This window comes from Rhodomicrobium sp. (genome assembly GCF_047605405.1).
In the GTDB taxonomy this organism is placed as follows: domain Bacteria; phylum Pseudomonadota; class Alphaproteobacteria; order Rhizobiales; family Rhodomicrobiaceae; genus Rhodomicrobium; species Rhodomicrobium lacus.
In genome coordinates this window covers 13,322-39,994 of record NZ_JASGFR010000022.1, presented here as the reverse complement: position 1 = coordinate 39,994, position 26,673 = coordinate 13,322, and the positions used below count along the sequence as shown (strand labels likewise).

Sequence of the window (26,673 nt, the reverse complement as noted above, 5' to 3'; positions counted from 1 at the left end):
CAGCGTTCGCCCTTCAACGCCCACCTTGCGGCGCGAGCGTATCGCGGATGCGCTTGTCGAAGTCCGCCGACGACGGATCGGATGGCAGGCGCGCCGGTGCCGCGCCGGGCTGCTTCGCCGAAGACGAGTTCGGACTGCGGCGGGGGCGCGGCGCGGGCTCCTGCGCCGTCGTCCATGATGACGCCTGGGCGGGCATGGCAGGGGGCTGCGGCAGAGCCATCGGGGCGGGCTGCGACGTTTGAACGGACGGAGACGGCTGCGGCCTGTTCAGGCTTTCAAGCCGTGCAATGTCGTTTTCCATCTTGCGCACCGTCACGGCGCGAACAAACGCCTCGGCCGACAGCGAGCGCCGCGCGGTGCCCAACTCGCGCAGCGGCCCCGCGAGGATGAGCTTGACCGGTGGCCATTTGCGTCGGTCCGAACTGACGCCGACCTGCCACGTTGTGTCCGCTTGCATGGTTGCGAGGTCGAGGTCGGCCTGCATGCGAATGGTGCCGTCGCGAAGATGGCGGAAAGACGCGCGCGGAATTTCCAACGTGCCGTCGCGGATGACGAGCGGAAACCGCAGCTTGCGGAATTTGAAGTCCCCCGATTGCAGCGCGTCCTGTGCCTTGCGTGCGATGACATCTTCCGCGAGGGGCGCGCTGGCCGACTGCAAATCGTCTCCACTTTTCTGAAGCGCCGCCGGGGAAAGCCTCGCGAGTTGGCCTTCCGAAAGCGCAATCGCCCCCTTGCCGCCGAGAACAGCGATAAGCCCGCGCGGACTGAGCCCCTGACCGGACGCCTTGACGATGAGAGAAACGCGGCCCTGCATGAGCGGTGGTGAATTTTGCGCCGGCAGAAGCGAAAGATCCGCATTCGCAAGGGAGATGTTCGCGGTTGCCTTGACGGTGGGGCCTTTCGCGTCGAGCACGAGCGACCCCGACAGCGTGCCGCCGAGCGCCTTGCCTTCGAGTTTGCGAATGTCGAGGCGGCCCTTGTCGAGCACGGCGGAAACTTGCGAATCGGAAAGCGCAAAGCCGTCGCCAATCTTGAGCGTCCGCACGCCAAGCGCGATGCGGGCGGTGGTTTCCTCGAACGCGATCTTGTTGAACGGGCGCTCGCTCCAGAGCGGAGACGCGTCGCTCGGAGCGGTTTCGTTGGCGGGCGGAGCGAGGAACTGACCAAGCAACGACGGGAGCGACAACTGGTCGGCGCTCAGAGAGGCTTCGATGCCCAATTGTTCCGCGAGGATGGCGGCGAGCGTGCCATTGATGGCATTGCGCCCGGACTCGGCCTTGAGCTTCGTCGCTTCGATGCGTTCGGGCGTCGCCGTGACCGTAGCCTCGATACGGATCGGCGCTTTGGTGTCCGCGCCGAGCAGCGCCAGAAGCGGCGCCGACAGAAATTGCTCAGGCGATGGTGCCGTTGCGGAAACCTTGCCTGAGAACGACGGCTTCTGTTCCTTCATCTCGGTGGCGCCGTCGACCTGCGCCTGCAAGGCTTGCGTCTTGAGGGTGCCCGACGTATCGAACCGCTGCGATGTGCCCGAAAGGCGAAGGTTGAGCGTGCCTGGGGAAGGAGTCGAGGACGCGGGGGCGGCTTTCGGGTAAAGAAGCGCAAGGAGCTTGTTGCCATCGGCCGAGGATGCGCCGATCTGTGCCGTGAACGGCGTCGTCCGCCAGTCTGCGAGATTGCCCCTGATCTGCGCGCGGCCATCGACACGGACATCGCCGAGCGAGCCGGAAATCAGCGCCGCGCCGCCTTGTCCTCTCGTCTCCGCTCCGTAGTTGATCGCGAGCAGGGCCGGAGCCATCATCCGGGTCCGCGCGCCAAGTTGATCCGGCGCGACGCCGAGAAGGGCGGCGGCTTGAGCGACAGCTTCCGGCGTGCGCGCTTCGACGCGTCCCTCGAACCTTCCCTGGGCGGCGGTCTTCAGCGCCACGGCGCCTTCGCCCTGCACCGAGAGGCCGTCCAGCGTCTCGGCGCTGAGCTTCGTGATGGTCACAACATCCGGATTGAACCTGATTTGCGCGGCGAGACTCTTCGCGTGAATGAGACTTGTGTGAAGTTCGCCGGCGGAAAGGCTGATCTCGCCGGTCTGGATGTCGGAAACGTCTTCGCCGAAGAACGGCGCCAACTGCGAGAGTGTCCCTTGCCACACCGACTTCAGCGCGTCGGTTGAAAAGGCATCAGCGTCTTTTCCCGCATCCGCCCCGGCGAGGACAAACCGGTCGCCTGACAGCGTGAGCGAAAGCCGACGAACCGGCTGGCTGTCCAGTCTGACGCCACCGGTAAAGGGTGCGCCGTCAATCGTTCCGGAAAGGCTTTCGAGCGCCGCGATGGTCTCGGAGAGTTTGAGCCCTCCCGTGAACGCGATGGATCGCGCGAGCGAATTCTTGCCGTCCGCTTCCGGTGCCATCCAGCGGGTGAGTCGCGGAAGGTGCCGTGCATCGATGGAAAGCTTGCCCGCCAGTTCGGGTTTGCCGCTGTCGCGAGCGAGCGAGCCGGTAAAGCCGAGCGTCGTGTCGCCGGGAAGGGTGGCCGCGACGCTTGAGAACGCCCAGCCGTCGCCGTTGCGCGCGCCTTCGAGCTTCAGATTGTCGATGAAGTCATCCTTCAACTGCACATGCTCTGCCGCGAGATCGATCCGCACAGGCGTTTCTGGATAAAGCCAGAGCAGGCGGTCGGTTGCGGCGCGTGCTTCGTCCCATCGCCTCGCGGCTGTCACAGCCCATCCAGCCGCAGGGTTCGCCTTCGCCAGCAAGGCGTCCGCGTCGAGCGATTTCGCGCGAAGAGAGACTTCGGCCGGGGCGCTTCCGGCGAATGGAATCTTCGCGCGCCCAGCCAGGATCTGAGGGCGGTTCGCGCCGTCGAGGGTCAGCACGAGGTCGGAAAGCGCCGCGCTGGCGAGATCGACTTTTGCCCGCGCGCTCGCCTGCACGTCCAAAGGCGCGCCGAGCACCGCCGTCTTCGGTGCGTTCAGCGTCAGCGCGCCTTCAAAGGTCGGAGCCAAGCCCGGGCGAAGGACGCCGTCCGCATGGAGAACCGTCTTGCTGGCAAGCTCCGTTGCGCTGCCTGCGAGCTTGATGCCTGAGCCCTGCGCGATCTGGGCGATGATTTTCAGGTCGAACCGGCGGTTGTCGAAGGTGGCCTTCACGTTTGTGCGGTAGGGCGCCCCGCGTGAAGCGGCCGTGACCTTTCCATCGATGCCGGAAATCGTCAGCGGCGCGCCATGTCCGGAGACGAAGGTGAAGCGACCGCCCTCCACCTCCAGCGAGCGGACGTCCGCCGCAAACGGGAGCGCGGGTTCTGCCGTGCTCACGCTCGCGCCGCCGCGCGACGCTCCCTGAACGATGACCACGGGTCGAACCAGCTTCAGACGGCTTGCCTCCACGTGCCCGCCGATGAGCCCTTGCAGGGAAAGCGACAGATCGAGCGCTTCCGCGCTCAGAGCGAGCTTGTCGCCCGGAGCGGGATCGGTCGCGATCTTCGAGGCGCGCACATGCGGCTCTGGCAGGAGCGCGATGTCGATATCACCGACGATGCGAATCTTCTGGCCGAAAAGGGTGGATGCCGCCTCTTCGATATCGGGCCGAAATGCGTTCCAGTCCAGAAAGGCGGGCACGGTGAAGGCCGCGCCGATGAGGAGCACCAGAAGCGTCGCGAATGTTGCCAGGAGGCGGCCCAAAACGATTCCTCTTTGATCAGGGGTACGAAGAACGCGTGCCGTGCTTCGAGCATGACGTATCGATCTGAAAGAAGGCTTGCAAGGGGCAGGGGCGAAATCTCACTTTACACAGGCGTCGACCCCGATTCGGATTGTGCCAGATTTTGCCCGCTCCCGCGCGCCCTTCCACATCGGCGTATCGAAGACTTCCACAGTTGCGTTGCGCCGGCAAAGCCTGTCGCCGGTCGGCGTTGAAATCGAGCGGCGTCAAATGGTAAGAGCGCCTCGTCTCGCGGCCTCGTAGCGCTCGGCGATCTTGTTCCAATCGACCACCGACCACCAGGCGCGGAGATAGTCGGCGCGGCGATCGTTGTATTTCAAATAATAGGCGTGCTCCCAGACATCATTGCCGAACAGAACGCGCTCGCCATCCATCAGGGGTGTGTCCTGATTCGGCCTCGTCGCGATGCCGAGCTTGCCATCCCGGTCGACGGTGACGAAAACCCAGCCGGAGCCGGTGAGCCCCGCGCCCGCATTATTGAAGGCGGTCCGCAGATTTTCAAAGCTGCCGAAGTCGCGCGCGATGGCTGCCGCAAGATCGCCGGATGGATCCCCGCCGTCGCCGCCCATGATCTGCCAGAACATGCTGTGATTGGCGTGGCCGCCCGCGTTGGTCCGCACGACCGCCCTTACGGATTCGGGCACCGAGGAAAGCGAGGCCAATATCTCGTGCAGCGGTTTCTTCGTCCACCCACCGCCTTTCGACGCCGCCGCCTTCAGCTTCTGCACGTAAGACGCATGATGTCGGTCGTGATGAAGCCGCATGGTTTCGGAGTCGATGGCTGGCTCGTTCCTGTTATAGGCGTAAGGCAGGGCGGGAAGGGAGTAGGTGCCCCCCGCGCCTTCGCGATGAAAGCCGAGCATGGCCGCGCCCGCCTTCAGCATGTTTCCCGTTATGTCTGATGGCATCGAAATCTCCCTGAATGAGAAAGCCGCAGGATTTTCCGCCCGCGGCTTCGTTTCAGGCTGCTGATGAAAGCCCGCCGCCGCCTCGCTCAGGCGGCGCAATCATGAACACTTCAATGGGCTTTGTGATCCCCGGACGGCCCGCGCTGCACCCTCACGTCGAGGGCCAGCTTCCCGGCCTTCTCGAAAACGAGCGTGAGCGGGAAGGAAGTGCCCTCCTCAAGTCGTTGTTTGAGACCGAAAAGCATGATGTGAAGGCCGCCCGGCTTGAACTCGGCGGAAGTGCCCGGCGCGAGTTTCAACCCGCCCTGCACGGCCCGCATCCTGAAGACGCCGTTTTCTTCGACGTGCTCGTGGATCTCGGCCTTGTCCGCTACCGGCGTCGAGGCGGAGACAATCGTGTCCGCGGTCTCGCCCCGGTTGCTGACCGAAAGGTAGACCGCGCCGGTTTTCGCAGCTTCGGCGGTTGGTCGCGCCCATGGGTGCAGGATCGAGATGTCCTTCTGAAGGTAGGAGTGCGCGGAGGCTGCGGCGATGCCCGAAAGCGCGAGCGCGCCCGCTGCGAGCAGATATCTTTTCATGGTATCAATCCGTTTCGTTCTGTGTGTTTCGAGGAAGAGAAGCCGCGAGCCATCGCCACCGAGCGGCGGGCATCGGGCATTTGCTTACGAAGGGATCGATACGGCCGGGGGCGCGCGTGGCCGGAACGTGGAGAGGACGACTGCGCGAGCCAGATCGTTCGGAACGGGCGTAGTCGTCCGCTCTGCAATCCATCGCGGCTTCGGCGGGTGGAACTGTGGGACTGCCGCCGAGCTGACGCCATTGAACGCGAAGGGGCAGGGATGGTGCGCGCGGTCGGCGGGGGCGTCGTTTCCCGAATCGGGCGCCGTTTGAGCCAGCCCCCGGCAAACGACGAGCGCGAAACCGTTTTCCGACAGGACGGGCATCAACCCGCCCGCGAGCACGATGCGCGTCAGAGCTGCCGCTAACGCGAACCACAGCGCAACCGCGCGGTATTGGCCAAACGGTTTACCCATCACACCGCTGAACCGGTTGATTTGCCCGAACCTTACGCCAAGGGCCCTTTTTTTACCAAGCACACATTTGCGATGGGAGGTAACAGCAGGACTGTAAGGCGGCTGGCGTCCGACCGACGCGATACCGATGCTGCAAGCCGCGCGGCTATTGGGACAGCTCGCGCGAGCGCCGCGCGGCAGCAGCGATGGCTTCGCGCATCAGCGCCTTGAGCCCTTCGTCTTTCGCAAGGACTGCGAGGGCGGCGGCGGTGGTGCCGCCGGGAGAGGTAACGTTCTCGCGCAGTTTCGCGGCTTCGAGCGGCGAGCGATGCATGAGTTCGCCAGCACCTTCCACTGTGGCCCGCGCGAGCTTCATCGCGAGGTCGGGCGGAAGCCCCGCCTCCTCGGCGGCATGCGCCAGACATTCGGCGAGATAGAACACATAGGCCGGCCCCGACCCGGAGACGGCCGTCACGGCGTCGAGTTGCGCCTCGTCGTCCACCCAGACCACCTCGCCGACGGCGTGCAAAAGCTTGTCGCACAACGCGCGCTGGGCATCGGTTACATTGGCGTTTGGGAAAGCCCCGGTCACGCCGCGCCCGATCTCGGCGGGAAGGTTCGGCATCGCGCGCACGATGGCCGTGCCTTCGCGGAACTGGCCCGCGATGCCTGACACTGTCCGGCCCGCCGCGATGGACAGCACCACCGTGTGAGGCCCGGCATGATGGGCGACCTCGGCCAGCACCTCGGGGAGCACCTGCGGCTTCACCGCGAGCACCATGACATCCGGCTCGTCCTCGGGGAGCATCGGGATGCCCTTGTCCTGAAGGAGCGCGGTCATTTGCGCCGAGGGCTGTGGCTCGCGCACGGCGATGGCGGAGGGCGGAAATCCTGCACGAAGCCAGCCGCGAAGAAGCGCGCCGCCCATACGGCCCGCTCCGACGAGAAAGATCGATGAAGTCCGCCCGGTTTCGGTCACGCCTGCCCCTCGGTTTCAAAGATGGTGCTTGCCAATGCGTCTTCGGCGCGCTTTCCCGCCCACACGACGAACTGGAACGCCTGATAATAGCGCTCGCACGTGTCGATTGCAGCCTGCAAAAGCGCTTCGCACTGCTTTGCGGTCGGTTCGGCCCAGTTCAGCATCAAACCCTGCCTGTAGAGCAGAAGGCCCTCGGAAGACCAGATGTCGAAATGTCCGAGCCAAAGCTGCTCATTGATCAGCACCAGAAGCCGATAGATCTCGGATATGCGGTTGCGCGGCACCTTGAAATCGAACGCGCACGCCATGTGCAGGCTTTCAAGGTCGTCCCGCCAGTTGAACGAGATATGATAATCGCACCACTCGCCCGCCACGGATACAGTCAACTCATCTTCGCTCGAACGCTCGAAGGTCCAATCCTGCACGCACGCAATCTGTTCCACGAGGTCCACGGGGTGTGAAAGTCGGTTGTAGTCCTGCCCGGCAGTGGTCATCCCAATTCCCTTCTGAGCTGCGGCGAGAGTGTTCCGGACATGCCCCACTACGACAACCGCCGTATTCGCCCGGTCTCACCGCATATGCTTGTCAGCCTATGGGGTGATCCGCCTGTCACGCGCAATCGCGTCGACACTTTCTCCACGGGGAAAACATCGTGGAGGGGGCGTTAGCTCGATAGTGTTGCCGATGTGTCGACCGCAGGCGAAAAGCGGAGGAGGATAAGCCGCAATGGGCAAGGCCCGAACCGCGCCAGGCGCGCCGGAATGACGCCGCCCGTGACGGGCGATTTTATCCGGAGGCGCGGGCGAAAATTCCTGTTGCGGCCCATGCTAATAGGCGAGCGTCCGAGGCCCCGCTCACGTCACCCCGGGTCGATCACGGAACGCAAGCGAGGGAGCCGCCGCGCCGCCGCCGGTCAGACGGTTCCGCCATGAGTCGGCGCCGTGCCCTGCAGACGGGCAACCGCTGCCTCAAGCTCGTCAACGCGCTTGGCGAGGCGCTCGTTTTCTTCGCGTGCTTTCAACGCGATGGCCTTCACCGCCTCGAACTCTTCGCGCTGCGGAAGGTCCATGCTGCGAAAGAAACGTTCCGCCTGGCTGCGCGCGGCGGTCTCGAATTCCTGCCGCGCGCCCTGAGCCGCGCCGGCCGCGTCCGTCATGAACTTGGCGATATCGTCGAAAAGCCGGCCCGTAGTCTGCGTCATGATCGATCCCCATGGAAATGTGGTTTGGGGCAACCTAATCACTGCGCGGTGCGGCTTCAAGCGCGCGCGGGCTCCATGAACCGATGAACTCGTTCGCGGTCGACCGGTTTTGTTTGATAGTGACACGATAACAAGGGCTTAGGGCGCACGACGCGTGCCCAAGGACCGGGCGCGCGCTCCTTTATGACGCAAGCAAGGCGCGCGCCCAGGTAACGAAACACTCAGGACTCGCGGCAGCGATGCTAAGGCGTCGTGCCTTGAAATCAGAAGCGGCGAGCGCTTTCGGGGTGCCGATAAGCCTGCGTCGACTCGGCCCCGATCCGAACAGGCTTATCTGTCTCTGTCGCGCGCGGTCACGATGCTGGCGGGAGCACGAGGCGCCCGCCAAGGTCGTCTCAGCTGACCACATCCGCGTAGATGCGGTCGACAAATCTGGAGATGTCCGTCGAAGGCTTCAGCACGTTCACGAGTTTCAGTTCTTCGGCGTAAAGCGCCAGCTCCTTCTTGAGTTCGGCGCCGTTCGGGTGATGGCCGTGCGTGTGGTATTTCGCCAGATTCGTCACATCTTCGACCGTGGTCTTGCCGGCAGTATAAGGCACATAGGTCGCGGCGGCCTCTTCCGGATTTTGATGTGCATAGGATGCCCCTTCCACGAGCGCACGAACGATGGCCGCAGCGGTGGATTTGTCCTCGCGCAGCGTTGTGCCACGCACGCCGATGAGGCAGCAGACGCGGCTCGCATATTCGTCGGTGAGGTTCGACGAAATTTCCACGAACTGACCGTCCTTCAGCCAGATATACGGCATCGGGTCGTTTTCGGCGAGCGCGTGCGCCTCCCCTTTCTCCACGGCGGTGCGAAGGAGCGGCAGCGGGAACGGGCGGAAATCGACATCCTTCTCCGGATCGAGCCCGGCTTTCTTGAGCCGCACGGAGAAGAAATTCTTCGACGGTGAATTCATGTCGCTCACGGCCACCGTCTTGCCCTTGAGATCTTCGAGTTTCTTGATGTCGCTCGTCGCGGGCACGAGGAGGCGCAAGCAGCCGCCATGGGTGCTGCCCACGATCTTCACGTCGAAACCGCCTTCGAGCGGCTTCAGCCAGCGAAGCGCCATGCCGACGGCGGCGTCGGCCTTGCCGGTGGCGATGGTTTCAAGAAGCTGGTCCGTCGAGCCCGAAAAGTTGACGAGTTCCACGTCGAGCCCGTGCTTGGCGAAGATGCCCTTCTCTTTCGTGGTCGTTATGCCGACGAGGCAGGCGGCCCCCGCATTCCAGGCGAGGCTCACTTTCTTAAGCGGTCCCGTGGCGGCTACGCTGTCCGCAACGCGGCATACGGCCGAATCGGGCAGGCCGGTCGGGAATGGCGGAATGGGCCCGGCAACGCTTCCTCGTGCCGAGAGCACAAACGGCGCCGCGAGGGCGACGGCGCCCGCGCCTGTCAGGATCGCGCGGCGGCTGATGACCGGCTGCGTTTCCGCAGGCGCCTTTTCATCTGCGTCGTCCGAATTCTGTGTGCCGTGGGTCATGATCATGTCCTCCGAAATTCCAGGCTCGGATTGCGCCCGGAAAAGCCGTCAAATTTCAACCGATATCCTGACGAGGGCGATGGTTTTGGTCAAATTTAAACAAAAGGAAGGCCCGTCAAAAATGAAGTATTCGCGGTGCAATCGGAGGCAATTATCGCCGATTTGCGGCTGGCTGCGGTCAGGTTTGCCAAAAGATCAAGTCAGGACGCAATCCCATCCCGTCCACCCGCTGAATGCGACTGCTTTTTGGCTTTTTCGCTGATGCGAAGGCGACGTCGTTGAACGCCGCAAGGGTGATGCGATCCGCAGTCCATATTTCCCGACAGAATGGAGCAAATTCTTCGTGCAACACCGTTTTTCGATAAATATATCTCACAAAGTGCAGATTTGTTGAAATTCAATGTCCTAAAGGGAGGAGAGTAAGCGTCAAAACGAAAAATATCGGTTGATGCGCGGGGCGCGCTACCCCTAAAATTGTCTCGTTCGCCGGCCTCGCCGCTGCGAACCGGATGTGTTTGTGCCGCGCTGGACGCAGGCCGCTTCTTGGGAGTTTCATGACCCTCATCACGACAACGCTGGAACAGGGAAGCGAAGCATCAAACCTTCCCCGGTCCCGTCCGGCGATCAAGACGTTCGCGCTGCTGCTCGCGTTCGCGGCGAGCGCGTCGTGGCTTGCGACGGCAAGCGTAACCTATCATATGCCCGACATCATCGATTTCGGACGCGTGACAGAATTCGCGGCGCTGAGCGTCTTCATTGCCGCCGCTCTTCTTGTCGGCGTCGTCGCGGGCATCTGGCAGCCCGCGCTTGGCGAGAAGGTGCGCCGCCTGCTGCCATGGTCGCTTGCACTCGGCGTTTTCACGCTGATCTGGCAGTTGCTCGCGGGCAAGCTCGGCCTTCTGCCGCAGCCTTTCTTTCCGCCGCCGCACGGGCTGCTGGAAGTCTTCACCGACGATTACCCGAAACTCATCGAAGGCGTGATCGCTTCGCTCAGGCTGGAATTCTTCGGCTTTGCACTTGGCGCCATCATCGGCTTCTGGGTGGGCGTCGCGCTCGGCTGGTCGCGCACATTCGGCTATTGGGTGCATCCTATCATGCGGTTCATCGGCCCCGTGCCGTCCATCGCGTGGCTCCCCATCGCCTTTTTCGCCTTCCCGTCGAGCTTCAGCGCCAGCGTTTTCCTCATCGCATTGACAACCGGTTTTCCGGTGGCCGTGCTGACGTGGTCCGGCGTCGCGAGCGTCAACCCGGCTTACTACGACGTGGCGCGGACGCTTGGCGCGAACGAACGCTTCCTCATCTTCAAGGTGGCAATCCCGGCTGCGCTGCCGCATGTCTTCGTCGGGCTGTTCATGGGGCTCGGTGCGTCCTTCGCCGTGCTTGTCACGGCCGAGATGATGGGCGTGAAGGCTGGCCTCGGTTTCTATCTTCAGTGGGCGCAGGGCTGGGCGGCTTACGCGAACATGTACGCGGCTTTGATCGTGATGGCGGTCATGTGCACGGGCCTCGTTTCCCTGCTGTTCAAGATCCGCGACCGTGTTCTCTCCTATCAGAAAGGCGATGTGAAATGGTGAGCGCTGTTGCTTATGCCGATGAGCCGGTTGCCGCCGCTGCACGGCCGCTCGACGTCCATGGCGTAACCCATTCGTTCACGCTCGAAGGCAAGCCGCTGCCGGTGCTGGCGGATGTCAATTTTCGTGTGACGCCGGGCGAATTCGTGGCGCTGCTCGGGCCGTCCGGCTGCGGAAAGTCGACGCTGCTGCGCCTCGTGGCCGGTCTCGACCAGCCCGTGCGCGGCGAGATCCGTGTCGACGACAAGGCGATAACCGGGCCCGACCCCTCGCGCGTCGTCGTGTTTCAGGATCCGACGCTCTATCCGTGGCGCAGCGTCTATGACAATGTGGCGCTCGGCCTCGAAGCCCAGGGATTGCTGAAGACGCGCCGCCATCGCGTGGATGAAGCGTTGGCGCTCGTGGGCCTCACGCCCTTCAAGAAAGCCTATCCCCATCAGCTTTCAGGCGGCATGGCGCAGCGCGTGGCGCTGGCTCGCGCGCTCGTCAACGACCCGGAATTCCTCATCCTCGACGAGCCGCTCGGCAAGCTCGACTCGCTGACGCGCATCTCGATGCAGGGCGAAATCGTGCGGCTCTGGCACCAGAAGGGCTTCACGGCGTTGCTCGTCACCCACGACGTCGAGGAAGCGCTCGTGATGGCGACGCGGATCATCGTGTTCAGCGACCGCCCCGCCACCATCAAGGCGGATATCTCTGTCGATCGCGACTACCCGCGCCACCGCGACGATGCCCGTCTCGTGGAGCTTCGCCGTGAAATCCTCGGTCTTCTCGGCCTTGAAGCGACGTGGTGAGGCAGCGATGACCTACGAAGATCCGACATGCGCGCTGTGTCCCTCCACGGTGCAGGCGTGCAAGCAGGGTGAGGCGGAGGCGCGCGGGCCGGGCTTCTGCCCGAGCAAGGTCGATCCCGCGACCATCCTCGACGGCTGGTCCCTCTACGACGACGCGGAGACGCTGAAGGTTGCGCAGGTATCGGCGCGCGTCGAGGCGGAAGGCTACTGCAAGTGGACGCGCGTCGAGGAAATCGTCGAGTTTTCGAAGCGCATGGGCTTCAAGAAGCTCGGCATCGCGAACTGTATCGGCCTGATCGAGCAGGCGAACGTGCTGTCCCGCATCCTCGAAAGCCACGGGTTCGATGTGGTTTCAGTGTCGTGCAAGGCGGGGAACATCCCGAAGGAAGACATCGGCCTCAAGGACGGCGAGAAGATCAAGCCGGGCGGCTTCGAGCCGATGTGCAATCCCGTCACGCAGGCCGAGATGCTGAACCGCCACGGTTCCGAGTTCAATATCGTGCTCGGGCTCTGCCTCGGCCACGACAGCCTGTTTTTCAAATATGCCAACGGGCTTTCGACAGTGCTCGTCGCAAAGGATCGCGTGCTCGGTCATAACCCGATCGCCGCGCTGCAACTCGCCGATACGTATTACAGCCGCGTCTGGGGACCGAACAAGCCCGACGCGAAGGCGAAGAAGGCCGGCAGGGCCAAGAAAAAATAGGGGGCGGTTTTTCGCCGCCTCCCCACAAGGTGAGCGCTCAGGCGTGTTCCAGCGCCTGCCGCAGGTCGGCGATCAGGTCGCCCGCGTCCTCGATGCCCGCCGACAGCCGCACCAGTCCCCAGCCGATGCCGAGGGCCTCGCGCCGCTCCGGCGGCAGCGAACCGTGGCTCATGGTGTAGGGATGCCCCGCGAGGCTTTCCACGCCGCCGAGGCTCTCCGCGAGTGTGAACAGGCTCAGATTTTCCAGCACGCGCCGCACGCCGGCTTCATCGGTATCGATGTCGATCGTCAGCATGCCGCCGAAGCCGTTCATCTGCCTCGCGGCAACCTCGTGCTGCGGATGGCTCTCAAGGCCGGGGTAGATCACGCGCTTGAGCTTCGGGTGTCCTTCGAGCGATTGCGCGATGGCGAGCGCGTTGGCGCTGTGCCGCTCGATCCGAAGCGCCAGCGTCTTGAGGCCGCGAAGTGCGAGGAAGGCCGGGAAAGGATCGAGCACCCCACCCGTCGCATTCTGCAGGAAGCGCAGCGCGTCCGCGAGCGCGGGTTCCTTGACCGCCACGACGCCCGCGATGATATCGGAATGGCCGGACAGGTATTTTGTCGCCGAGTGCAGAACGATGTCGAAGCCGAGATCGAGCGGTTTCTGGATGATCGGCGAGGCAAAGGTCGAGTCCGCGACCGTCAGCGCGCCCGCGGCCTTGCCGATGGCGGCGATGGCGGCGAGGTCCGGCACCTTGAGAAGCGGATTCGTCGGCGACTCGATCCAGATGACGCGCGTCTTGCCCTTCTGCACCGCAGCCTTCACGGCGTCGAGGTCGGTTACGTCGACGAAGGTCACGGAATGGCCCGCCGTGCGTTTGCGGACGCGTTCGAGAAGCCGCCAGGTGCCGCCGTAAAGGTCGTCGCTCGCCACGATATGGCTGCCGTGGTCGATGAGTTCGAGAACCGTCGCCTCGGCTGCCATGCCCGACGCGAACGCAAAACCCGCAACGCCGCCTTCGAGGTCGGCCACGGCCTTTTCGAACGCCGCGCGCGTCGGATTGCCAGAGCGCGCATATTCCCAGCCCGTGTGCTTGCCGGGCGAGCTTTGCGCGAAGGTGGAGGAGGCATAGATTGGCGTCATGACGGCGCCGGTAGCATCGTGCTCAACGCCCGCATGCACAACCTTGGTCGCCGTTTTCGTGTGTCGATGATGTTTGGCCACGTCAGTCCATCTTTCTGCGTAGGTGGTTGAGGAGGTCGATGCGGGTGATGAGGCCGAGGAAGCGCTCGCCGTCGACGACGACGGCCACGAGGCCGCGGTCGAACAAAGGCAGAAGGCTCTCGGGCGGCCGGCTGGCCTGGACGGTCTCGACCTTGGCGGCCATCGCGGCTTTCACCGGACGATGAAAATCGAGCGTGCCGGAGGTGAGCGCGACGAGGAGGTCGCTTTCATCCAGAAGTCCGACGCAGCGGTCGCCATCGAGCACCGGCACCTGCGACACGTCGTAGAGCTTCATGCGGCTGTACGCCGTTTGCAGCGTATCGTCCGGTCCGACCGTCACGGTTGCGTGTTCATCGTGACGGCGGGCGATGAGATCGCGCAGGTCGCCGAAGCGCGGCCGCTCAAGCAGGCCCTGATCGGTCAGCCAACGATCATCGTACATCTTGGACAGATACTTGTTGCCGGAGTCGCAGATGAGCGTGACGACGCGCTTCGGCTCGGTCTGTTCGGTGCAATAGCGAAGCGCGGCGGCGAGCAGCGTGCCGGACGACGATCCCGCGAGGATGCCTTCCTTCAGAAGCAGTTCGCGCGCCGCCGCGAAGCTTTCTCCGTCGGTGATCGTGTAGGCGTGGGTGACGCGCGAAAGATCGCTGACGGGCGGGATGAAATCCTCGCCGATGCCTTCCACGAGCCAGCTTCCCGCCTCGCCGACCACACCCGACTTGATATATTCGGCAAGGATAGACCCTTTCGGATCGGCGAGCACGATATCCGTCGAGGGCGATACGCGCGCGAAGTAACGAGAGATGCCGGTGATCGTGCCGCCCGAACCGACGCCCGCCACGATGGCGTCCACCTTGCCGTCGAGCTGCTTGTAGATTTCGGGTCCGGTGCTGCGTTCATGCGCGGCGGGATTGTTGGGGTTGTTGAACTGGTCCACGAAGAACGCGCCCGTTTCCTTCGCGATGCGCTCTGCCACGTCCTGATAATATTCGGGGTGGCCCTTCGGTACGTCGGAGCGCGTGAGAACGACTTCCGCCCCCAGTGCGCGGACATGGGCAATCTTCTCGCGGCTCATCTTGTCGGGGATGACGAGCGTCAGCGTGTAGCCGCGCAGCGTGGCGACGAGCGCCAGCGCGAGCCCGGTGTTCCCGGCGGTCGCCTCGACGATGCGGCCGCCCGGCTTCAGCGTGCCGGACTTCTCGGCGGCATCGATCATCGAAACAGCGATGCGGTCCTTGATGGAACCGCCTGGGTTCTGGCTTTCAAGCTTGGCGAACAGGCGGCAAGGGCCGGTGTCGAGATGCGACAGTTCGACGATGGGAGTATCGCCGACGAGTGCCAAGGGGCCTTTGTGGTTTGTCATGATCGACCCTTCCTGCGTTTCGAGTGCCGCGTTTCAACGCACGCAGCACGCGTCTCAAGTATGTCGGAAACCGATCGGCCGCCCACGAGGGGAAAACAGCCCCGACGCAGGCGATCGGGACAATCGCGCCCCGCCCGCAACCGGAATGTCTCCTTGCTGTGCAAGGTCAACGCACGGAAATCCAGCGAAATTTTTTCGTAATTGCTGAGCTTCGGCCAGGCTTTTGGAGGTATCGCCCGCAAAATTACGCCTTGTTGGGATAACGTTCTATGAAATTATCATTCTCGGCATTTCCTTCCCGCGCCTGCCGCGAACTTTGCAGCCGCTTTGCTTTCTGCCGAGATGCAAATCGCCGAGGCGCGCATACCGGAGCGTTTGAAAAGAGGCGAGTTCGCGCATAAGTAGCGAAAAAATTAGATAGGCTTGTGTCTTTTCGCATTTCATCCAGGGAAAAAAGGTCTAGCGCTTAAGGTGACCACGTTAGTTGATTAACATTCTGGACTTTTGCCTCAAGAAATGATTTTTCTCTGGTCGTCGTCCCGTTCGAAGCCTGGGCTTGCGAAGGGGTGATCTGAGGAAAGGAGAAACCCTTGCTGACCGCGAAAGGGAAATACGGCCTCAAGGCCATGGTGCATCTGGCACGCCTTGTGCCCGGCGATATCGCGCAGGTGTCCGAGATTGCGGAAGCAAACTCGATCCCCAAGAAGTTCCTTGACCAGATTTTCGCCGAGCTTCGCAAGGGCGGGCTCGTCTATTCCAAGAAGGGCAAGGCAGGGGGATACGCGCTCGCGAAACCGGCTGCGGAAATCAGCGTCGGCAACATCGTGCGCGTGCTCGACGGTCCGCTGGCGCCGATCCCGTGCGCGAGCGTCACCGCTTACCGTCCTTGCGACGATTGCGATTGCGAAGAGGCTTGCGAAGTCCGCGCCATCATGGTGGAGGTGCGCAATGCCATCTCGGTCGTGCTCGACAATCGCTCGCTTGCCGACATGGCATCGCCAAAGCGGCGGAAAAAGCGTGCTGCGGTCAGCGATCAGGCGGCTGTGGCTGCCTGAGGCGCGCATCGGCGTTCCAATCGGGACTTGCGGCGTGCCGTTATTGCCCCGAAACCGGCGCCATGCCATGTAGGCGGCGGCCAAGAGAAAGGGGGCATGACGTGATCAGGTGCATCCTCGCGGCGGTTCTGCTTTCATTTTCGGTCCCGGCGGGGCACGCAGCGCAGTGCGGCGGCGACTTTTCGGGCTTCATTTCGCAGGTTTCGCGCGACGCGGCGGCAGCGGGCATTTCGCGGTCCGTCGTCGACAGCGCGCTCGCAGGCGCGGGCCTCGATCAGGCGGTGCTGGCCTTCGACCGCAAGCAGCGCAGTTCCTTCAGCAGCCCGAACTTCGAGGCTTTCGCCGCAAAGCGCGTGCATCCGGCGCGCATCAAGCGGGGCAAAGAGATGCTGCAGCGGCATGCCGCGCTGTTGTCTCGCATCCAGCAGCGATTCGGCGTTCCGCCGCAGCTTGTCGTCGCCATCTGGGGGCTCGAAACCGATTACGGTTCGGGCGACATGGGGAAACTTCCGGTGATCCGCACGCTTGCGACGCTCGCATGGGATTGCCGCCGCACGGAGTTGTTTCAGCGCGAGTTGATCGCGGCGCTCAAGATCGTGCAGCGCGGCGATCTTCCGCTTTCGGACTTGAAGGGCGCTTACGCGGGCGAGATTGGCCAGACACAGTTCCTGCCTTCGTCCTATATCAAATACGGGGTGGACTTCGACGGAAACGGCCATGTCGACCTTCGGCACAGCGTGCCCGACGTGCTCGCTTCCACCGCCAACCTTCTCAAGGTCAATGGCTGGCGTGCGGGTGCGTCCTACGAAGAGGGAAGCGAGAACTTCCAGGTTCTGCGCGAATGGAATCGTTCCGAAGTGTATCGCAAGACGATCGTCTATTTCGCCCGACGATTGACGGAAGGCCGGTGACGCACTTCCAGATCAGCCTGCGTTAAATCCTTCGATCAGACGTGACAAGCTGATCGATACCATAAATGCCAGCGCCGTGCGCCGCTCGATTAACGGCTGCCGCTGCAAACGCCGGGGTCGGCGAAAAAGCGCCTGGTGCTCGATCCCCGATATTGAAAAGGAATGATGCTGGCGCCGCACCCGGCGATAGCGCTTCCCTGAAAAGGCAGGCCGCCGCAAAATCGGAGCGCTGTAGGCTCGTCACGTCCGAGCGGTGGGCGGTTTGGGCGGCGATCATCTCCCGCGCCCCCCTCTCATGCCCCCGGATTCACACCGTCCGGCAATTCGAGGCTGAGCTGAACGGCGGCTGCTTCCCGTCTCGGTTCCAGTGACGATAGCGTCACGCCGAGGAGGCGTATGCCTTTTCCGACCGGAAACAGCGGCTCAAGCAGCGAGCCGGAAATCGCGGCCAGTTCGTCCGCTTCGCGCAAGGCCCGCTCGAAGGTTCGGCTGCGTGTGATCTGCTGGAAGTCGGCGTATTTGACCTTGAGCGTCACCGTGCGGCCGGTCAACGCCTTCGCCAGGCAACTCCGCCAAACCTTGTCCGCCAGCGCGGCGGTCTCGCGCCTCGCCGGACCGAGGTCGAAGATGTCCTCGGAGAAGGTATCCTCGGCCCCCACCGACTTTCGTTCGCGATGCGGCTCGACCGGTCGATGGTCGATCCCGCGCGAGATGCGGTAATACCAGCTGCCCGACTTCCCGAAATGGTCGTGCAGGAACTCGACGGATTTCTCTCGCAGATCAGCGCCGGTCAGGATGCCGAGGCGCTCCATCTTCGCTGCCGTCGCAGGGCCGACCCCATGGAATTTCTTCACGGGCAGCGCCGCTACGAACTCCGGGCCGCGCAACGGCGTGATGACCGCTTGCCCGTTGGGCTTATTCAGATCGCTCGCCATCTTGGCAAGAAACTTACAGTACGAGATCCCTGCCGAGGCGTTGAGGCCCGTTACCTCCTTGATCCGATCCCGGATCATCTTCGCCACGGTGGAGGCGACGGCGATGCCCTGCTTGTTCTCGGTTACGTCCAGATAGGCTTCATCGAGCGATAGCGGCTCGATGAGGTCGGTATGTTCTGCGAAAACGTCCCGAATCTGCGCTGAAACGGCGCGATAGACCTCGAACCGCGGTTTCACGAAGATCAGATCGGGGCAGCGCCGCTTCGCCGTGACCGAGGGCATCGCCGATCGCACGCCGAAAACCCGGGCCTCGTAACTGGCGGCGGCCACCACGCCACGCGCGGCCGATCCGCCGACAGCCACCGGCTTGCCGCGCAGTTCAGGATTGTCGCGCTGCTCCACGGAGGCAAAGAAGGCATCCATATCGACATGGATGATCTTGCGGATCTTGCCGAACGGCTCGCTTGCCTCCCGTATCCGATCTCCCGGCTCCGACATGGCTGGCTTCTCCCCGATCTTTACAGCGTCATACCGCGAATCTGACGCGCACGACGCTGGAGAGATTGTGGAGCCAGGACAACAGGCTTCTCGATTTACGTCCACGCCGTTAAAGCCAGTCGTTCTTCAAGCCGGCGGCCGCCTCGCAAGGCGCGAGGACACTTCCGTAAAGCACGGAATCTACGGCGAAAAAGGAGGGAGGCAATGGTGCCCAGGGCCGGAGACGGCTTCCCCGACTAAAGTTACTTGATTTTCATAGAAAAAAATAGGCCAAGACGCAAGCCTGTGGAGGAGTTTGTGTAGCAGTGAGCGGGCGAACCCGAGTCCATAATCGCTACGGTGGCGATGGTTCATCACGAAGGCTGAGCAAGCGGGCATCCCGGAGGGAACCATAGCGGTCGTGGTCGGGCACAAGCGACCCGGAATGACCTTCGGCGTCTACTCGGCAGGCCCTGCGATGGAGCAATTGCGGACCTGGGAAAAAGAGCGGCCACAAAGATTGTCCCTGAATAGTCTGATGAAGAGGCCGGAGTTGTTCCAGCCGCGAGCATTCGGAGCGCGGGACGGGCTTGATGAATACCACGTTACGAACCTCAGGAAGGCACTCAGGGCGAAAGGTCGTGGGGGTGATCTTGATCCTGTGCTGGTGCTAGCCACGAAGAGCGGCGCGGTCGTGCTCGACGGCCATCATAGGGTGATAGCTTACGAGCGCGAAGGGCGTCCCGACGTGCCCGTGGAATGGTTTGATGGCAGCCTCAAAGACGCCATCGCAGTTGCTGGCCAGGCTAACAGCAAGACCAAGCTGGCTTTAACGTGCCGCCAGCGGCGCGACGGCTCAGCATCGGGCGAAGCAGCGTGTATCGCATTGCCACCGACAAAGGCATCAAGGCCACCCCACGTATTCTGTAAAAAATAGGCACTTATTGGGGAGGTATACCGCACCGATATTATTGATTAAATCCCGTCGCTATCAGCGCAGCTTTACTCAGTCCCGAAATCTTTTCGTCTTTCATAATACCCCGGGATGCCTCTGTTTTCATATCGGCTACCACAGATAAGACGATGAACCCGCCCTTCTTTCTTGGAACAACAAAATATTGCGCAGATCTGCCGCCATCAGTATCTTCGCAGATTGCAAACCCTCGAAATACTACATCGCTATCGACCAACTCGGCGGCTCGACCTGTCATGAATTTACCCTTACACTCTTTCGAGTCCGCCGCTGCGATCGCGCTAGCTATATCAACTCCTTTTGCTCCCTCTTCGTGAACAATCTTGACTGAGCCAAACGCTTCTTCTGATTTCCAGGAAGCCCCATTAGCAACCAAAGCTGCGGGAAGCTCTGAGCGGGTTAGTATTCTAGGGTTTTGCAGCGTACTTTTTAAAATGAAATTTGTGGCAATCTCCATTGCCTCAACCTTATAGTCATCCGGAGCATTAGGCTTGAGACTACTCGCTATTGTGACTGAGGCAGGTTCTGGAGGCTGAACGGGCGATGGTGATGTGTTAACAGAAAAGTCTCCTGCGGCTTTCAAGCCGCCTCGGTTCATTCGGTCCACGCAGTTTGATAGTACGGCCATGAGTTGTGATGTCGATGTTAGTGCAAACTTAAATGAATTACCCTTTGCAAATGCAACCATCCCGTGCGATTTGCGGAACAAGCTTAATAGCGACGAATTCTGCGGCATCGGGACAATGACGAAGATTGGCGACTGAACGACTCCGAAGACGTTAAATTGCTCTTGTCCATCGAAGGTAAGGCTGATCGGAAAGCTCTCACCTACAGTGAGCTTCCATTCTGGATGAATGAAGGCAAGTGTCCAATCGCGGCTTTTTCCAAGCCCGACTAACAGCGCGATGCCGCTTTGATAGGGGACTGCTGCAGCACAATGAGAAAAAGTCCCATCCGCCTCGTTCGTATAAGCTCCTCCCGACCATTGTCCGACGCGGATTGTGCCAAGCGGTCCTGCGGCGTTAGCTGAGCAAAATGAGAACACAAACGCCAAGACCGGCATAATAAGCTTCGAAAACACAGCGAGCACCTTAAGTAAGCAAATATCACTCAACACCTAATCGGTTCGGCCTGCCCTGTAAAGTTCTTGCGAAGCGGCGAGCATATTGCCGCGCCGTCTTCCACAATAAACACAGGAGGGCGCCATCAACCGGGTTGCAATTCTCGATCGCTAGATCTGTAGTTTTCAACTTTTAATGGCGCAGGCACCTTGATACTCCCCTTTCGCCGCGGAAAAGGAGCGCGGGCACCGCGTTAGCTTGCTCGTCGGCACGTAGCTTCGTCAGCGTCGCGACCGGATATGTCCGGAAATAGGCTTCTGCAAGCGCACCTATCTGTGCAAGCTTGTTCGTCATATGCGGCGATGAACGCGAAGTTGCTTGTGACCGCCACTGCCTGTCTCCCCCGAAGCTAGGCAGTTATATCCGAGAGTGCTCTTCCAGCCTCCTGGATCGCACCCCGGCGGCTTTCGGGGTCCAGGACGAGGCCCTTTGCCAGGGCGAGTTGGTCCACGTAGGGGCCGAACCAAGCTTCCGAGCGCTCTGAAGACGACAAGGCGCTCTCATGAGCCTCCCTGGCCAGTTCCCATATTTCTGGTTCGCCGGGGAAGTCCTCGAAGCTCTTCACGAACTCGTCGTAAGCGAGCCCTCCAAGTGCCACCCGCTCCTTATGGCTTAGCCATCGGGGACCATTGCGGAGGGCCTGAAAGTGCTGCTCAAGCTGGACGGACGCGGCGGCATGACGGAGTTTCGCCAACGCAGGCTCGCGGGTTCGCAATGAGAATGTCACCTCGGACCCAAGCGTGGCCGAGACCAGGAGATCATCCTTGCCGGGATCAGGGAGCTTGAAGACCACGGATTGCCTCTTCGCCAGCCGCTGAATGTCGGCAGGAACCCGCTTGCGGAATTGCTGAACAGTGGAGCCGGGACGTGATGTCGGTCGAGCCATTGCGAGGACCATGTGGGCTTCCCTGTGTAGCAGTGGGAAGCCGGAAAGCCCAACAACATCAAATCTCTTTGGAAAAACAATGGCAGAAAGAGACGATGGTGCCCAGGGCCGGAATCGAACCAGCGACACGCGGATTTTCAGTCCGCTGCTCTACCAACTGAGCTACCTGGGCATATGCGCTTTCGCGCTTTGGAGACGGCCTTATACGGGGTTTGTGCTGCGATGTCGAGGGGGTGCGACGCGCAAAAAGCGAACTTTTCGCCCGCTCCAGGCCATCCACCCCACGCTCGTTGTCGCTGACGCCGACCGCCTATGTTAAAGTGCACCGGAGGTTATCGCCATGCTTCAACGCCCCGACCCCCAACCGCCTGACGCCAAAGCGGAAAATGAAACGCCGCGCAGCGGTTTTTTTGCGCCGACGCGCGAGCGGCTTGCCCTTGCCGCCGGATGCGCGCTCGCTGTCGCGGCCGCGACATTCGCTTCTTCCGGCGCAAGCGGCGCGGTCGACCGCTCGGCGGAGTTCGCGCTTCTTATAGGCGCCCTCGCGCTGTTCAAGACTGTCATTCTGATCGCGGCCTGCACGATCCTCTGGTGGAGATTCGGCGAGACGGTCTCGCCCGCGCTGGCTGCGGGCTACGTGCTCGCGGCGGCCGCTTCGGTGGCGGGCGCGACGCTCGTATGGAACATGGCGCATCTTGGCGCGGCGCCATTCCTTTTCGATGGCGGCTTGCTCGTTTTTCTGCTTCTGGTTCTGCGCGACAATGGCGGGCCGTGGACGGCCGCTTCCCGGTCGCGCGGTCGCGCCTGACTCTTCAAAAGAATGATCCCATGCTGAAAAATCGCATCATTCCCTGCCTCGACGTGAAGGATGGCCGCGTCGTCAAGGGTATCAATTTCGTCGACCTGCGCGACGCGGGCGATCCCGTCGAGGCTGCCGCCGCTTATGACGAAGCGGGCGCCGACGAGCTTTGCTTCCTCGATATCACGGCAAGCCACGAGAAGCGCGGCACCATTCTCGACGTGGTCGCGCGGACGGCGGAACGCTGCTTCATGCCGTTGACGGTGGGCGGCGGGGTGCGCACGCTCGACGACGTCCGCACGTTGCTCCGGGCTGGCGCGGACAAGGTATCCATCAACACGGCGGCGGTCACGAACCGCGCTTTCGTGGGCGAGGCGGCGGAGAAGTTCGGTAATCAGTGCATCGTCGTCGCCATCGACGCCAAGCGCGTCGATGATGAGGGCGACGGGCGCGGCGCTCATTGGGAAATCTTCACGCATGGCGGACGCAACCGCACCGGCATCGACGCGATTGAGTATGCGAAGGAGGTCGTCGCTCTTGGCGCAGGCGAAATCCTGCTGACTTCGATGGATCGCGACGGCACGCGCAGCGGGTTCGATCTGGGGCTGACGCGCGCGATTTCTGACGCGGTGCAGGTGCCGGTGATCGCATCCGGCGGCGTAGGCAATCTCGATCATCTCGTGGAGGGCATCCGCGATGGCGGCGCGACGGCGGTGCTCGCGGCCTCGATCTTCCATTTCGGCGATTACACCATCGGCGAAGCCAAGCGTTACATGGCGGCGGCTGGGCTGCCTGTGCGGCTTGACGCCGTTTCTGCGCTTTCTTGCTGAAACGCGCGTTTCAGCTTCGTCCTGGAATTGCCGCTCTATGATCGCCGTGCAGCAGCCTAAATCACCCGCCGCACCACGGTGAGCGGTGCGGCGTGGTGGGTCCATCTGGGGCGGCTTTATCGAGCGCGCGTCAACGCCATAGACGCCCTCGCATTCAAGACGACGCGACGATAAAGCTAGGCCAGTGCCTTTTCGGGAGCGGCGATCATGGGTCGCAGACCCGTAATTTCAGGCGTAGCCTCGCGTTTGATCAGCCTGTCTCTGTGATGAAGAACGACCATTATTTCGAGAACCTGAGACACGAATTCCTGATAATTCCAGCCGAGTTGCTCCGACTTGAGCCACATGTTTTCAAGGTTTTTTTCGATGGAAACCCTGGTCTTGAAGTGTCTCGGCTCATTACGGCCATCGCCTGCTTCGGTCGCCACCGAAAACGCAAGTCCCCGGAGCATTTCTTTCCTCGTCGCGGCTGCGCTCATAAAAATTCCCCTAACTCAAACCAATCGATGTGAATGTCAGATAATCCAACGGCCCTCTGGGCCTTTGAGTGCGGGTAAACATCGCGTTAAAACATTTGTTCCAAAGTAAGCAAATTTTACAAGCGATCCGCAAAATGAGTGGCAGAAACAGCACACATCGATGTCGGAAGACGCCGGGTTGAACGAAGCACCTGATCTGGATAAGCGCGAGCCACCCGATCGGAGGCTGCGCTTCTCGGCAAAAACAGCCTGTCGCGTCTTCGGCCTCAGTCAGCGGGCGTGATTCCGAGAGGTTCCACATCGTCAGCCAGTGAAACAGGGCTGACCGGTTTGTCTTTGTCGAAAGCGGGAAAACGCGCGATGAGCCCGCGGTTCCGTGCCTATCGGCGGAACAGCGCCGTCCTGCGCCTCGGCAGGTTTCAGACGGGAAAGATCGGATCGTCACGGCCTGACAAACGGCGGGCCGCCAGCAGCGCAAAATGAAGCGTGAGTGATTTGCGGCGGCTCGCCGCAATCGGCGAGGCTTCCGGCTCCCGCACCATCACGGCTTCATACTCATCCGAGACGAGGAGGCCCGCTTCCGGTGGCAGGATCTCCTGCGGAAAGGCTGGGCCGACGGCGAAGAAGAACCGGTCGCACCATTCGCGATAATCGCGCCATTTGTGATCCGAGCGGAAATCAGGGACGCCAGACTTCACCTCGACGATCCAGATTTCACCCTTCGTGCCGATGGAAAGAATGTCGGCGCGTCGTCCGCTTTTCAGAGGGAATTCGGTAAGCGCGCCGTGTCCGAGCGTTTCGAGCAGTCGCATCGCGCCGCGCAACGGTCTGGGCGCCGGCCTGGCGCGGGAGGGCGAAACGAGGATTGGGGTGGCGGCCGCGCCGCGATCTGATGCCACGATGGACCCACTTCGGAGATGAATTGTTGCTCAGGTCTCCGGTCGACGGAGAACGACCCTCCAAGGAAACCAAGGAAGGCGCACGGCAATGCCCCTCGATTATCCTCCTCCGATCACCGCCAGCGACCGTCAGCAGCTTAAGCTCTCCGAAAGGCTGTTTGCAACCCGCAGACTTTCGCTGGAAATCGCCCGCCCGCTTTCCGCCGAAGATCAGACGGTTCAGGCGATGGAGGACGCCAGCCCGACGAAATGGCATCTCGCGCATACGACGTGGTTCTTCGAGGAACTGCTGCTGAAGCCGTTTCTTCCTGGATACCGCATCTTTGACGATCGCTTCGCCTATTGCTTCAACTCATACTACAACAGTCTCGGAGAGCGGCACCCCCGCCCGAAGCGCGGGGTGCTGACACGGCCCCGAGCTGACGAGGTGATCGCCTATCGCGCCCATGTGGACGAACATCTGCGACGTCTCTTCGATGCGCCGATGGCCGAGGGCGCGCTCTCGCTTGTCGAGATCGGCATCAATCACGAGCAGCAACATCAGGAATTGATGCTGACGGATATCCTCGCCTTGTTCGCCGCAAATCCGCTTCGGCCCGCCTGCCGCGCCGAAGCCCCACAACCGGCGGCGCTCGAAGGCGGCACGGGTGAGTGGCGGGCCGTGAAGGGCGGCATTCATGAGGCCGGCCATCGCGGCGGCGGCTTCGCCTACGACAATGAAAGTCCGGCGCACGAGGTTCTGCTGCGCGATTTCCGCATCTTCAGCCGTGCGGTGACGAACGGCGAATGGCTCGCTTTCATGGAAGCAGGCGGCTATCAGACGCCGTCGCTCTGGCTCGCCGACGGTTGGGCGGCGGTGGAAAGCGAGGGGTGGCGGGCGCCGCTTTACTGGGAGCGCATCGGCGATCTCTGGCACCAGATGACCCTCTACGGACTTCGTCCTGTGGAAGCCGCCCGCCCTGTCATTCACGTCAGCTATTACGAGGCGGACGCATTCGCACGCTGGGCAGGCGCCAGGCTGCCGACCGAATTCGAATGGGAAGTCGCCGCGTTCGGCGAACCGGAACCCGCGCCGTTCGACTTCGGGCGGCTGCTGCCGTCGCCAGCCGAAGACGGTGTGTCGCCCATGTTCGGGGGCGTGTGGGAATGGACAGCAAGCGCGTACCTTCCCTATCCCGGCTTCAAGTCGCTCGAAGGGCCTCTCGGCGAATACAACGGCAAGTTCATGTGTAATCAGATGGTGTTGCGCGGCGGCTCCGCCTTGACGCCGGACGGCCACATCCGGCCGAGCTACCGCAACTTCTTTTATCCGCACCAGCGCTGGCAGATGACCGGCCTCAGGCTTGCGAGCGACGCATGATGCTGGAACCGTTTCACGCGCACGAACCCCACCAGGCGCCCGACGACGATTTTCTCGACGCCGTGCTTCACGGGCTTTCGCTTCCGACGAAATCGATACCGAGCCGCTTCCTTTACGACGCGCGCGGCTCCGATCTTTTCGAGCGCATCACCCGGGTGCCGGAATATTATCCAACGCGCACCGAAATCGGTTTGCTGACAGCGCGAGCGGCCGAGATTGGAGCCGCGCTGCCGAGCGGCGCGGTCGTGGTGGAATTCGGCTCGGGATCCAGCCGCAAGACCGAACTGCTGCTTGCCGCGCTCGACCGGCCCTGCGCCTATGTTCCCATAGACATTTCGGCCGCCGCGCTCTATCCCGCAGCGCGCCGCATCGAGCAAGGCTTTCCCGATGTGGGTGTCTACCCGGTTCTCGGCGGCTTCCACGATCTCGCGCGCATGCGGCTCCCGCTCGGCGACTCGCCGCTCATCGGCTTCTTTCCCGGCTCCACGATCGGAAACTTCGCGCGACACGAGGCTGTCGACTTCCTTTTGTCGGCGCGGCGCCTCCTCGGTCCCGGTGCGGCCTTTCTTCTCGGCGCCGACCTTCAGAAACCCCTGAACATCCTGCTGCCTGCCTATAACGACGCCGATGGCGTGACGGCCGCCTTCAACCTCAACCTCCTCGCGCGCATCAACCGCGATCTCGAAGGCACCTTCGACCTCGACGCTTTCGAACACGCGGCGATTTACAACGAGCGTTATCACCGGATCGAGATGCATCTGCGCTCGCTGGCGCGGCAAAGCGCGAGCGTTGCGGGGCGAAGTTTCTTCTTCGCGGCTGGTGAAACGATCCACACGGAGAATTCGCACAAATATACCCCCGAACGCTTCGGACGGCTGGCGCAAGACGGCGGCTGGGAGGTGTCGCGCGCTTTCTACGACGAGAACCGCCTTTTTTCCGTGAACCTTCTCGCATAAAGATCAGGCCGGGCTCAAAC

General features: G+C 62.2%; 25 protein-coding genes and 1 tRNA gene. 10 read left to right on the top strand and 16 right to left on the bottom strand.

The annotated features are described in order from the left end of the window. Positions 1 to 13: 13 nt before the first annotated feature. From QM659_RS10455 to QM659_RS10420, 8 genes are all read right to left on the bottom strand, one after another. Entirely contained in the window at positions 14 to 3,670 is a 3,657-nt protein-coding gene (locus QM659_RS10455; protein ID WP_415188380.1) for an AsmA family protein, read from the bottom strand. Between the two features lie 246 nt (positions 3,671 to 3,916). Beyond that, positions 3,917 to 4,618 carry a superoxide dismutase gene (locus tag QM659_RS10450; protein ID WP_415188379.1) on the bottom strand — a complete coding sequence of 234 codons (702 nt, stop codon included), beginning with the start codon at positions 4,616 to 4,618 and terminating at the stop codon, positions 3,917 to 3,919. 110 nt (positions 4,619 to 4,728) lie between these two features. Next, on the bottom strand, positions 4,729 to 5,196 hold the full coding sequence (locus QM659_RS10445; protein ID WP_415188378.1) for a copper chaperone PCu(A)C: 468 nt from the start codon (positions 5,194 to 5,196) through the stop codon (positions 4,729 to 4,731). Between the two features lie 84 nt (positions 5,197 to 5,280). After that, entirely contained in the window at positions 5,281 to 5,652 is a 372-nt protein-coding gene (locus QM659_RS10440; RefSeq protein ID WP_415188377.1) for a hypothetical protein, read from the bottom strand. Between the two features lie 145 nt (positions 5,653 to 5,797). After that, on the bottom strand, positions 5,798 to 6,610 hold the full coding sequence (gene proC / locus QM659_RS10435) for a pyrroline-5-carboxylate reductase (RefSeq protein ID WP_415188376.1): 813 nt from the start codon (positions 6,608 to 6,610) through the stop codon (positions 5,798 to 5,800). Further along, on the bottom strand, positions 6,607 to 7,104 hold the full coding sequence (locus QM659_RS10430; RefSeq protein WP_415188375.1) for a YbjN domain-containing protein: 498 nt from the start codon (positions 7,102 to 7,104) through the stop codon (positions 6,607 to 6,609). The genes proC and QM659_RS10430 overlap by 4 nt, the downstream gene beginning before the upstream one ends. Positions 7,105 to 7,523: 419 nt before the next feature. Next, the gene (locus QM659_RS10425) at positions 7,524 to 7,811 is read right to left on the bottom strand and encodes an accessory factor UbiK family protein (protein WP_127078028.1); all 288 of its coding nucleotides are present in this window, start codon (positions 7,809 to 7,811) and stop codon (positions 7,524 to 7,526) included. 395 nt (positions 7,812 to 8,206) lie between these two features. Beyond that, entirely contained in the window at positions 8,207 to 9,334 is a 1,128-nt protein-coding gene (locus tag QM659_RS10420) for an ABC transporter substrate-binding protein (RefSeq protein ID WP_127078026.1), read from the bottom strand. Positions 9,335 to 9,888: 554 nt separating this feature from the next. On the opposite strand from QM659_RS10420, the gene QM659_RS10415 reads away from it, so the two are divergent. Genes QM659_RS10415 through QM659_RS10405 form a run of 3 tightly spaced genes read left to right on the top strand, consistent with a single transcriptional unit; the run spans position 9,889 to position 12,402 of the window. Continuing rightward, a complete protein-coding gene (locus QM659_RS10415; protein WP_415188374.1) occupies positions 9,889 to 10,908 on the top strand; it encodes an ABC transporter permease in 1,020 nt (339 codons plus the stop codon). Continuing rightward, on the top strand, positions 10,902 to 11,699 hold the full coding sequence (locus QM659_RS10410; protein WP_127078022.1) for an ABC transporter ATP-binding protein: 798 nt from the start codon (positions 10,902 to 10,904) through the stop codon (positions 11,697 to 11,699). Before QM659_RS10415 ends, QM659_RS10410 begins: the two co-directional genes overlap by 7 nt. A 7-nt stretch (positions 11,700 to 11,706) precedes the next feature. Further along, positions 11,707 to 12,402: a DUF1847 domain-containing protein gene (locus tag QM659_RS10405; protein WP_415188373.1), complete on the top strand. Its 696-nt coding sequence runs from the start codon at positions 11,707 to 11,709 to the stop codon at positions 12,400 to 12,402. A gap of 37 nt (positions 12,403 to 12,439) precedes the next feature. Here QM659_RS10405 and QM659_RS10400 read toward each other — a convergent pair whose 3' ends face one another. Both QM659_RS10400 and QM659_RS10395 read right to left on the bottom strand, forming a co-directional pair. Then, positions 12,440 to 13,606 (bottom strand): trans-sulfuration enzyme family protein, encoded by a 1,167-nt coding sequence (locus QM659_RS10400; RefSeq protein WP_415188372.1) that lies wholly within the window; start codon positions 13,604 to 13,606, stop codon positions 12,440 to 12,442. Between the two features lies 1 nt (position 13,607). Next, complete coding sequence (locus tag QM659_RS10395) at positions 13,608 to 14,972, bottom strand: pyridoxal-phosphate dependent enzyme (protein ID WP_415188371.1); 1,365 nt, start codon at positions 14,970 to 14,972, stop codon at positions 13,608 to 13,610. Between the two features lie 590 nt (positions 14,973 to 15,562). Between QM659_RS10395 and QM659_RS10390 the strand changes: the two genes are divergently transcribed. Both QM659_RS10390 and QM659_RS10385 read left to right on the top strand, forming a co-directional pair. After that, a complete protein-coding gene (locus tag QM659_RS10390) occupies positions 15,563 to 16,027 on the top strand; it encodes an RrF2 family transcriptional regulator (protein ID WP_127078016.1) in 465 nt (154 codons plus the stop codon). A 101-nt stretch (positions 16,028 to 16,128) separates the two neighbouring features. Further along, positions 16,129 to 16,938, top strand: a complete 810-nt coding sequence (locus QM659_RS10385) for a lytic murein transglycosylase (RefSeq protein ID WP_415188370.1) — start codon at positions 16,129 to 16,131, stop codon at positions 16,936 to 16,938. A 293-nt stretch (positions 16,939 to 17,231) separates the two neighbouring features. Here the strand turns inward: QM659_RS10385 and dinB are convergent, their stop codons facing one another. Beyond that, positions 17,232 to 18,371 carry a DNA polymerase IV gene (gene dinB / locus QM659_RS10380; protein ID WP_415188369.1) on the bottom strand — a complete coding sequence of 380 codons (1,140 nt, stop codon included), beginning with the start codon at positions 18,369 to 18,371 and terminating at the stop codon, positions 17,232 to 17,234. Positions 18,372 to 18,795: 424 nt separating this feature from the next. On the opposite strand from dinB, the gene QM659_RS10375 reads away from it, so the two are divergent. Continuing rightward, complete coding sequence (locus tag QM659_RS10375) at positions 18,796 to 19,287, top strand: ParB/RepB/Spo0J family partition protein (RefSeq protein WP_415188368.1); 492 nt, start codon at positions 18,796 to 18,798, stop codon at positions 19,285 to 19,287. Between the two features lie 31 nt (positions 19,288 to 19,318). On the opposite strand, the gene QM659_RS10370 is transcribed toward QM659_RS10375, so the two are convergent. The 3 genes from QM659_RS10370 to QM659_RS10360 all read right to left on the bottom strand — a co-directional run bounded on the left by QM659_RS10370 (position 19,319) and on the right by QM659_RS10360 (position 21,502). Then, complete coding sequence (locus QM659_RS10370) at positions 19,319 to 20,404, bottom strand: hypothetical protein (RefSeq protein WP_415188367.1); 1,086 nt, start codon at positions 20,402 to 20,404, stop codon at positions 19,319 to 19,321. A gap of 389 nt (positions 20,405 to 20,793) precedes the next feature. Next, positions 20,794 to 21,342, bottom strand: a complete 549-nt coding sequence (locus tag QM659_RS10365; RefSeq protein ID WP_415188366.1) for a DUF6538 domain-containing protein — start codon at positions 21,340 to 21,342, stop codon at positions 20,794 to 20,796. An 84-nt stretch (positions 21,343 to 21,426) separates the two neighbouring features. Further along, positions 21,427 to 21,502 (bottom strand) — tRNA-Phe (locus QM659_RS10360). 168 nt (positions 21,503 to 21,670) lie between these two features. Here QM659_RS10360 and QM659_RS10355 point away from each other — a divergent pair. Together QM659_RS10355 and hisF are read left to right on the top strand one after the other, a co-directional pair. Next, on the top strand, positions 21,671 to 22,138 hold the full coding sequence (locus tag QM659_RS10355) for a hypothetical protein (RefSeq protein ID WP_415188365.1): 468 nt from the start codon (positions 21,671 to 21,673) through the stop codon (positions 22,136 to 22,138). Positions 22,139 to 22,158: 20 nt separating this feature from the next. Next, positions 22,159 to 22,959: an imidazole glycerol phosphate synthase subunit HisF gene (gene hisF / locus QM659_RS10350; protein WP_415188364.1), complete on the top strand. Its 801-nt coding sequence runs from the start codon at positions 22,159 to 22,161 to the stop codon at positions 22,957 to 22,959. Between the two features lie 176 nt (positions 22,960 to 23,135). On the opposite strand, the gene QM659_RS10345 is transcribed toward hisF, so the two are convergent. Together QM659_RS10345 and QM659_RS10340 are read right to left on the bottom strand one after the other, a co-directional pair. Continuing rightward, the gene (locus QM659_RS10345) at positions 23,136 to 23,438 is read right to left on the bottom strand and encodes a hypothetical protein (protein ID WP_415188363.1); all 303 of its coding nucleotides are present in this window, start codon (positions 23,436 to 23,438) and stop codon (positions 23,136 to 23,138) included. 419 nt (positions 23,439 to 23,857) lie between these two features. Beyond that, complete coding sequence (locus tag QM659_RS10340; RefSeq protein WP_164730094.1) at positions 23,858 to 24,250, bottom strand: MmcB family DNA repair protein; 393 nt, start codon at positions 24,248 to 24,250, stop codon at positions 23,858 to 23,860. 175 nt (positions 24,251 to 24,425) lie between these two features. On the opposite strand from QM659_RS10340, the gene egtB reads away from it, so the two are divergent. Next, entirely contained in the window at positions 24,426 to 25,697 is a 1,272-nt protein-coding gene (egtB, locus tag QM659_RS10335; RefSeq protein ID WP_415188362.1) for an ergothioneine biosynthesis protein EgtB, read from the top strand. Further along, positions 25,694 to 26,653, top strand: a complete 960-nt coding sequence (egtD, locus tag QM659_RS10330) for an L-histidine N(alpha)-methyltransferase (protein ID WP_415188361.1) — start codon at positions 25,694 to 25,696, stop codon at positions 26,651 to 26,653. Before egtB ends, egtD begins: the two co-directional genes overlap by 4 nt. Positions 26,654 to 26,673: the final 20 nt, after the last annotated feature.